Raw genomic sequence first — 7,705 nt, forward strand, 5'->3', positions numbered from 1 at the left:
TCGGCATTTCAACGCTCGGCGAATTGTCGCTGAACGATAGCGTGGCTTTAACATCTGACGGGGTCATAGCACATCCTCAATCGAAGTATGGAAACAGGGTTTCGATAATTGCACGCCTGGGACAACGGACAAGCGCGGACAAGCAGCGCTCAAGCCGGTCATGCCGGTCAGGCATTACGCAGCAGCTCCAGCACCCGGATCACATCCGGGTCGGCAAGGTCGCCTTCCGGTTCCTTGCGCACGAGCAGCAAGTCCATCAGGTCGTTATCGCTCAGCTCGAGCAGCCGTGTAAGTGCGCCCACGTCAGCATCGCTGAGGTCATGCTCATATCGGCCGAAAAAACGTTCAAAGATCAGATCGTTTTCCAGCAGGCCCCGCCGCGCGCGCCAGCGAAGGCGCGCGCGGCGGAGAGGGTCGGACTGATGCGATGTTGATTCCATCTCAGACCGCGCGGCGAACCATCAATTCCTTGATCTTGCCAATTGCCTTGGTCGGGTTCAGGCCCTTCGGGCAAACGTCGACGCAATTCATGATTGTATGGCAACGGAACAGACGGTACGGATCTTCCAGGTTGTCGAGGCGTTCGCCCGTCGCTTCGTCGCGGCTATCCGCGATGAAGCGATAGGCTTGCAACAGGCCTGCCGGGCCGACGAACTTGTCCGGATTCCACCAGAAGCTCGGGCACGAAGTCGAGCAGCTGGCGCACAGAATACATTCGTACAGGCCGTCGAGCTCGTCGCGTTCTTCCGGCGACTGCAGACGTTCCTTTTCCGGCGGCGGCGTATCGTTGATCAGGTACGGCTTGATCGAGTGATACTGGTTGAAGAACTGCGTGAAATCGCAGATCAGGTCGCGCACGACGGGCAGGCCCGGCAGCGGACGCAGCACGATCTTTTGCGGCAGGTCGTTCAGGTTCGTGAGGCACGCCAGACCGTTCTTGCCGTTGATGTTCATTGCGTCCGAACCGCACACGCCTTCACGGCACGAGCGGCGGAACGACAGTGTTTCGTCGACAGCCTTCAGCTTGATGAGCGCGTCGAGCAGCATGCGTTCGTGCGAGTCGATCTCGATCTCGTACGTTTGCATGCGCGGCGCTGCGTCCTTGTCCGGGTCGTAGCGGTAAATTTCAAATGTACGCTTTGCCATTTCTGAATTCCTTTGACTTGTGCCTTAGAAGGTCCGCGCTTTCGGCGGAACCGATTCGACCGTCAGCGGTTGCATGTGAACCGGCTTGTAGTCGAGGCGATCGCCTTCGCTGAACCACAGCGTATGGCGCAGCCAGTTTTCGTCGTCGCGATGTTCGAAGTCGTTCTGCGCGTGCGCGCCACGGCTTTCCTTACGCGCTTCGGCGGAAACCATCGTGGCGCGGGCCACTTCAATCAGGTTCTCCACTTCCAGCGCTTCGATGCGGGCCGTGTTGAACACCTTCGACTTGTCCTTCAGGTAGATGTTGTCGACGCGGTTAGCCACTTCCCGAATACGCTCGACACCCTTGGCCAGCAACTCCGACGTGCGGAACACGCCAGCGTGGGCCTGCATCGTGGAACGGATCTCAGCCGCAACGTCTTGCGAGTATTCGCCCGACGAGGACTTCTCCAGCTTGGCCAGACGTGCCAGCGAGAAATCGGCGGCGTCTGCCGGAAGCGGCTTGTGCTCCTTGATTTCCTTCACGTGCTTGACGATGTGGTTGCCGGCCGCGCGGCCGAACACCACTAGGTCGAGCAGCGAGTTCGTGCCGAGACGGTTCGCACCGTGCACCGACACGCACGAGCATTCGCCCACTGCGTAGAAGCCGTTGACCGGCTCTTCGTGACCCTTCGACGTGCCCACCACCTGACCGTGGATGTTCGTCGGTATACCGCCCATCTGATAGTGGATGGTCGGCACAACGGGGATCGGCTCCTTGATGCAATCGACGTTCGCGAACTTCAGCGCGATTTCGCGGATCGACGGCAGACGCTTCATGATCGTCTCGGCGCCGATGTGCGACAGGTCGAGCAGCACGTGGTCCTTGTTCGGACCCACACCACGGCCTTCCTTGATTTCCTGGTCCATCGACCGCGACACGAAGTCACGCGGCGCCAGATCCTTCAGGGTAGGCGCGTAGCGTTCCATGAAACGCTCGCCGTTCGAGTTACGCAGAATGCCGCCTTCACCGCGCACGCCTTCGGTAATCAGCACGCCCGCGCCGGCCACGCCGGTCGGGTGGAATTGCCAGAATTCCATGTCTTGCAGCGCAATACCCGAACGCGCCGCCATGCCCAAGCCGTCGCCGGTGTTGATGAACGCGTTGGTCGATGCCGCGAAGATCCGGCCCGCCCCGCCCGTGGCGAACAGTGTGGTCTTGCCTTCGAGGATGTAGACGTCGCCCGTTTCCATTTCCAGCGCGGTCACGCCGAGCACGTCGCCGTCGGCGTCGCGGATCAGATCCAGCGCCATCCATTCGACGAAGAATTGCGTTTTCGCAGCGACGTTTTGCTGATACAGCGTGTGCAGCAGCGCGTGACCGGTACGGTCAGCGGCCGCGCAAGCGCGTTGCACCGGCTTTTCGCCATAGTTCGCCGTGTGGCCACCGAACGGGCGTTGGTAAATCGTGCCGTCAGCGTTGCGGTCGAACGGCATGCCCATGTGTTCGAGTTCGTAGACGGCGTTCGGTGCTTCGCGGCACATGAACTCGATCGCGTCCTGGTCGCCGAGCCAGTCGGAACCCTTGATCGTGTCGTAGAAGTGGTAGTGCCAGTTGTCTTCGCTCATGTTGCCGAGCGATGCGCCGATGCCGCCTTGAGCAGCGACCGTGTGCGAACGCGTCGGGAACACCTTGGACAGCACGCAGACCGACAGACCGGCGCGCGCGAGTTGCAGCGAAGCGCGCATCCCCGAACCGCCTGCGCCGACGATAACCACGTCAAACTTGCGACGCGGCAGAGAATTCTTGATTGCAGCCATTCTTTTACACTCTCCAGAGAATCTGCGCAGCGTAGCCCGCACACGCGAGCAGCCAGACGATCGTCAGCGCTTGAAGCAACAGGCGGATGCCAACGGGCTTCACATAGTCCATCCAGATGTCGCGGATACCCACCCACGCGTGATAGAACAGCGAGAGCAGCGTGACGAACGTGGCGAGCTTCATCCACTGCGTGGCGAAGATCGACGCCCAGCCGTCGTACGAGAAATCGCGCGCGCCGAAGAACCACGCGAGCAGGATCACCGTGTAGATCGCCATGACGGCGGCGGTAATGCGCTGCGCCAGCCAGTCGCGCAGACCGTAGTGAGCGCCGACAACGAGACGCTTCGAACCGATTCGGTTATTAGCTGACATTTTTTAGAATGCTCCGAACAGTTTTGCCGCGAATGCGATGGTGAGCAGCGACGACACGACGAGAACGACGATGGAAGTCGATTTGCCTTTTTCCTTCGTGACCGCGTTGTGGTTCGTGTCCATCACGAGGTGACGGATGCCGGCGCAGAAGTGAAACAGGAAGGCCCACGCCAGAACGAGCGTGATGAGCTTGACGATGATGTTGGAGAGGAAACCTTTGAAGACTTCGAAACTAAGTTCCGATGTCAGACTCTGATCGAAGAGGTACAGCAGGAACGGAAGAAAAACAAAAAGCAGACCACCGCTCAAGCGGTGCAAGATCGATACTCGCCCCGCTAGCGGGAGACGGTATGCCGTCAATATCTGCCCGATACCGATGTTCCGGAATTCCGGCCTCGGTTTTTTTACGGCTTCAGCCATGCTAGACCCCTACTATGTAGTCACACTAATCCGCAATTTTAGCGCCTTTTTATATCGCGCTGCAGCGAAAACCACGACAGGTCCGTTACAGCGCGCGCGATAAAGGCGCCTTCAAACAGGCGCGCGTGTGGGACGCAGCGCCCTCATTCAGCCCGATTCAGCTTAGATCGTTCTGATAGTAGTACCCGGTTGTGACATACCAACCACGGCGCACTTCGACCGGCCGGTCTCCATAGGTATAGGACACGCGCTCGACCGATAGCAGCGGAAAACCCGCCGGCACATGCAGCAGATCGGCGACGGAAGGCTCAGCCGCCACCGCGCGAATCTTCTCCGTTGCGCGGATCATGCGGGTGCCGAATTCCGTCTCAAACATCGCGTAGAGGGGACCTTTATACTCCGACAGCCGCTCGAGCGTCAGGCCACGGAACACGGCGCCGGGCAACCAGATTTCATCGAGTACGGTGACTTCGCCGTCGAACTGCAGCAAGCGCTTGATCAATACGACCGGATCGGCTGGTTTCAGATCGAGTTGCCGGGCGATGTCCGCCGAAGCGCGCAAGCGCCGGCATTCAAGCAGGCGGCTGACGTGCGGGTGTTCCGCGCCGTCATCGGCCAGCAATCTGAGGAACCGAAACTGGGCGCGGTCTTCGTTGTGCGTTGCAACAAACGTGCCCTTGCCCTGGCGGCGCACCAGCAGGTTGTCGGCGGCAAGTTCGTCGATCGCTTTGCGCACCGTCCCCTGACTGACCTTGTATCTGGCCGCCAATTCGACTTCACTAGGAATGATCTCGCCTGGCTTCCACTCGCCGCTTTCGAGGCTCTGCGTGATCAACCCCTTGATCTGCTGGTACAAGGGGCTGAAAGTGGGCGACGTGGCCGGAGGCGCAGTGGGTACACCCTCGCCCGCGACCCCTTGGCCGCTCGGATTCGTGGTGTTCGCCGGGTTCGAATTCATCCGCGCATTTCATCATAAAGGGCTAGGCCGCGTCTAGGGTTTTCCCCGCAATAGATATGTCTTATATAAGACATAAGATAATGTTGACTTTGTGCCTGACGACTCCTACACTCCTTGTCGAGCAAGGGTTTGCGGGTTTTTCGGCGGCTGTTTTGATGCAGCGCCGCGACGCACCGGCAGCCACTCTGCACCATGCTGTTCCCACGCAGTTCAGGTTTCGATTTCGCCGCCATTCGTTGGTCAGACGCTTGCCGAAACGCGCTGTTTGCAGGAGCCCGCACCGTGCAGCGGCTACCCGGCGCTTCATATTCCGCTCCCGTGCTGTAGTGCAGATTTCCGGCATGGCGGTCTTGCCGCAACGCGCCGCTCGGCCTCGGCAATTGGCGAGGCAGTCCGCGACAGTGAATTCCGCCGTGTTTCACAACGCTTCGCTGAACGCGCATATAGAATGGCGTTTTCCCTAGCGTCTAACGCATCGTCCTGGAGATTTCTCAATGGCTAAGCCCGCAAAGCGCGTTGCCGTCACCGGCGCCGCAGGTCAAATCGCTTACTCCCTGCTGTTCCGCATCGCCAATGGCGACCTGCTCGGCAAGGATCAGCCGGTGGTCCTGCAATTGCTCGACCTGCCGCAAGCGCAAGGCGCCGTCAAAGGCGTCGTGATGGAACTGGATGATTGCGCATTCCCGCTGCTGTCGGGCGTCGTGATCACCGACGATCCGGAAGTTGCATTCAAAGATGCAGACGTGGCCCTGCTGGTCGGCGCGCGTCCGCGTTCGAAAGGCATGGAGCGTAAGGACCTGCTGTCGGCCAACGCCGAAATCTTCACGGTTCAGGGCAAAGCGCTGAACAAGGTCGCGAGCCGCGACGTGAAGGTGCTGGTGGTCGGCAACCCGGCCAACACGAACGCTTACATCGCCATGAAGTCGGCGCCGGATCTGCCGAAGAAGAACTTCACCGCCATGCTGCGCCTGGACCACAACCGCGCGCTGTCGCAACTGGCCGCCAAGTCGGGCAAGCCGGTCGCGTCGATCGAAAAGCTGGCTGTGTGGGGCAACCACTCGCCGACCATGTACCCGGACTTCCGCGTCGCAACGGCAGAAGGTCAAGACCTGACCAAGCTGATCAACGACGAAGAATGGAACCGCAACACGTTCATCCCGACCGTCGGCAAGCGCGGCGCGGCGATCATCGAAGCGCGTGGCCTGTCGTCGGCAGCGTCGGCGGCCAACGCTGCAATCGACCACGTGCGTGACTGGGTGCTCGGCACGAACGGCAAGTGGGTCACCATGGGTATCCCGTCGGACGGTTCGTACGGCATTCCGGAAGACATCATCTACGGTGTGCCGGTCACGTGCGAAAACGGCGAGTACAAGCGCGTCGAAGGTCTGGAAATCGACGCGTTCTCGCGCGAAAAGATGGACGGCACGCTGAACGAGTTGCTGGAAGAGCGCGAAGGCGTTCAACACCTGCTCGGCTAAGCGGCTGATGCAAACGAACCGGAACTCGTGAGACAACGCCAGGCCGCCTTTCAGGCAGCCTGGCACGATGCGAAATGTCCGGGGGCGCTCAAAGGCGCCACCGCAGCGGGTTCCGTTTTTTACGTGCGAATGCTGCTATTCGCATCTGATTCGAGCGCGTTTTGCTCAGTTGCCGTGACGGTCCGGCAGAGCGCGCCCGAATCAGATTTCTCCAAACACAACCCACGCCCCTGACGCCGAAGATGCGCGCCCTCACACCCGCCGAAGTGCTGTTTGACGGCGAAGTGCCGCCCGCTGTGCTGCCTGCCTGCGATCACTACGCCGGCAGCGAAAAGCTGATGCTGAAATCGTTGGCATTGCAGCAGCAATTGGGCCCCGTGTTCGACATCACGCTCGATTGCGAAGACGGCGCGCAGGTCGGCCGCGAAGCGCAGCACGCCGAACTGGTCGCCTCGTTGCTTGGCAGCGAGCACGACCGCTTCGGCCGCGTCGGCGTGCGGATTCACGACTTCGATCACGCACACTGGCGCGACGACGTCCGTCTCATTCTGCGTGCCGCGAAGCGAGCGCCTGCTTACATCACCCTGCCGAAAATCCGCAACGTCCCCGATGCCGCCGAAATGGTCGCGTTCATCGAGGCGACGCGGCGCGAACTCGGCATTGCGCAACCGGTGCCGGTGCAGTTGCTGGTCGAAACGCACGGCGCGCTGACGCGTGTGTTCGATCTGGCCGCGCTGCCCGGCGTGGAAGCGCTGAGCTTCGGCTTGATGGACTTCGTCTCCGCGCACGACGGCGCGATTCCCGAAACCGCCATGCGCTCGCCCGGCCAGTTCGATCATCCGCTGGTGCGGCGCGCGAAGCTGGAAATCTCGGCGGCCTGCCATGCATACGGCAAAGTGCCGTCGCACAACGTCAGCACGGAAGTGCGCGACATGAGCGTGGTCGCCAACGACGCCGCGCGCGCCCGTAACGAATTCGGCTACACACGCATGTGGAGCATCCATCCGGCGCAGATCGAGGCGATCGTCGCCGCATTCGCGCCGCGCGACGAAGAGATCGCCACGGCCACCGACATCCTGCTGGCCGCGCAGTCCGCACAATGGGGCCCGACCCGCTATCACGACACGCTGCACGACCGCGCCAGCTATCGCTACTACTGGTCGGTACTGCGCCGCGCGCAAGCCACCGGTCGCGCCGTCCCGCAAGACGCCGCGCCGCTTTTCACGAAAGTGGGCACTGACGTGCAAGCAGGATCATGAGCATGAAAGTCGCTGCGGCAATCAGCGCGGCTGCGGTGAGCGGCAAATGCGCACGCCGCCAGGCAATCGAAGCACGGCATCATGTGGCGCTGCAGACGGCGAGCGTCGAACGCATGGGTCAATCAGAAGCATCGAGCAGGCACAAAGGAGATTGCGGGAGATGAGCGAGACGACGCAAACCGCCGGTGCACAAGGCGGCAACGAACCCCAAAGCGGCTTCAAACCGAAGAAATCCGTCGCCCTGTCCGGTGTGACGGCCGGCAACACGGCG

The 7,705-nt window shown here is 61.0% G+C and carries 8 protein-coding genes; 2 read left to right on the plus strand and 6 right to left on the minus strand.

The annotated features are described in order from the left end of the window. Nucleotides 1–167: 167 nt before the first annotated feature. The 6 genes from P0D96_RS46995 to P0D96_RS47020 all read right to left on the minus strand — a co-directional run bounded on the left by P0D96_RS46995 (nucleotide 168) and on the right by P0D96_RS47020 (nucleotide 4,697). The gene (locus P0D96_RS46995) at nucleotides 168–440 is read right to left on the minus strand and encodes an FAD assembly factor SdhE (RefSeq protein ID WP_132383615.1); all 273 of its coding nucleotides are present in this window, start codon (nucleotides 438–440) and stop codon (nucleotides 168–170) included. 1 nt (nucleotide 441) lies between these two features. Continuing rightward, entirely contained in the window at nucleotides 442–1,146 is a 705-nt protein-coding gene (locus tag P0D96_RS47000; RefSeq protein ID WP_408177684.1) for a succinate dehydrogenase iron-sulfur subunit, read from the minus strand. Nucleotides 1,147–1,170: 24 nt separating this feature from the next. Next, nucleotides 1,171–2,946 (minus strand): succinate dehydrogenase flavoprotein subunit, encoded by a 1,776-nt coding sequence (sdhA, locus tag P0D96_RS47005; RefSeq protein ID WP_408177683.1) that lies wholly within the window; start codon nucleotides 2,944–2,946, stop codon nucleotides 1,171–1,173. A gap of 4 nt (nucleotides 2,947–2,950) precedes the next feature. Next, nucleotides 2,951–3,319: a succinate dehydrogenase, hydrophobic membrane anchor protein gene (sdhD, locus tag P0D96_RS47010; protein ID WP_132383610.1), complete on the minus strand. Its 369-nt coding sequence runs from the start codon at nucleotides 3,317–3,319 to the stop codon at nucleotides 2,951–2,953. Between the two features lie 3 nt (nucleotides 3,320–3,322). After that, nucleotides 3,323–3,739 (minus strand): succinate dehydrogenase, cytochrome b556 subunit, encoded by a 417-nt coding sequence (gene sdhC, locus P0D96_RS47015; protein WP_132383609.1) that lies wholly within the window; start codon nucleotides 3,737–3,739, stop codon nucleotides 3,323–3,325. A gap of 157 nt (nucleotides 3,740–3,896) precedes the next feature. Continuing rightward, on the minus strand, nucleotides 3,897–4,697 hold the full coding sequence (locus tag P0D96_RS47020; protein ID WP_132383607.1) for a GntR family transcriptional regulator: 801 nt from the start codon (nucleotides 4,695–4,697) through the stop codon (nucleotides 3,897–3,899). A gap of 494 nt (nucleotides 4,698–5,191) precedes the next feature. On the opposite strand from P0D96_RS47020, the gene P0D96_RS47025 reads away from it, so the two are divergent. Both P0D96_RS47025 and P0D96_RS47030 read left to right on the plus strand, forming a co-directional pair. Continuing rightward, nucleotides 5,192–6,175 (plus strand): malate dehydrogenase, encoded by a 984-nt coding sequence (locus P0D96_RS47025; RefSeq protein WP_132383605.1) that lies wholly within the window; start codon nucleotides 5,192–5,194, stop codon nucleotides 6,173–6,175. A 242-nt stretch (nucleotides 6,176–6,417) separates the two neighbouring features. Next, the gene (locus P0D96_RS47030; RefSeq protein ID WP_408321077.1) at nucleotides 6,418–7,434 is read left to right on the plus strand and encodes an HpcH/HpaI aldolase/citrate lyase family protein; all 1,017 of its coding nucleotides are present in this window, start codon (nucleotides 6,418–6,420) and stop codon (nucleotides 7,432–7,434) included. The last annotated feature ends 271 nt before the right edge of the window (nucleotides 7,435–7,705 follow it).

The organism is Paraburkholderia sp. RL17-347-BIC-D, assembly GCF_046027915.1.
In the GTDB taxonomy this organism is placed as follows: domain Bacteria; phylum Pseudomonadota; class Gammaproteobacteria; order Burkholderiales; family Burkholderiaceae; genus Paraburkholderia.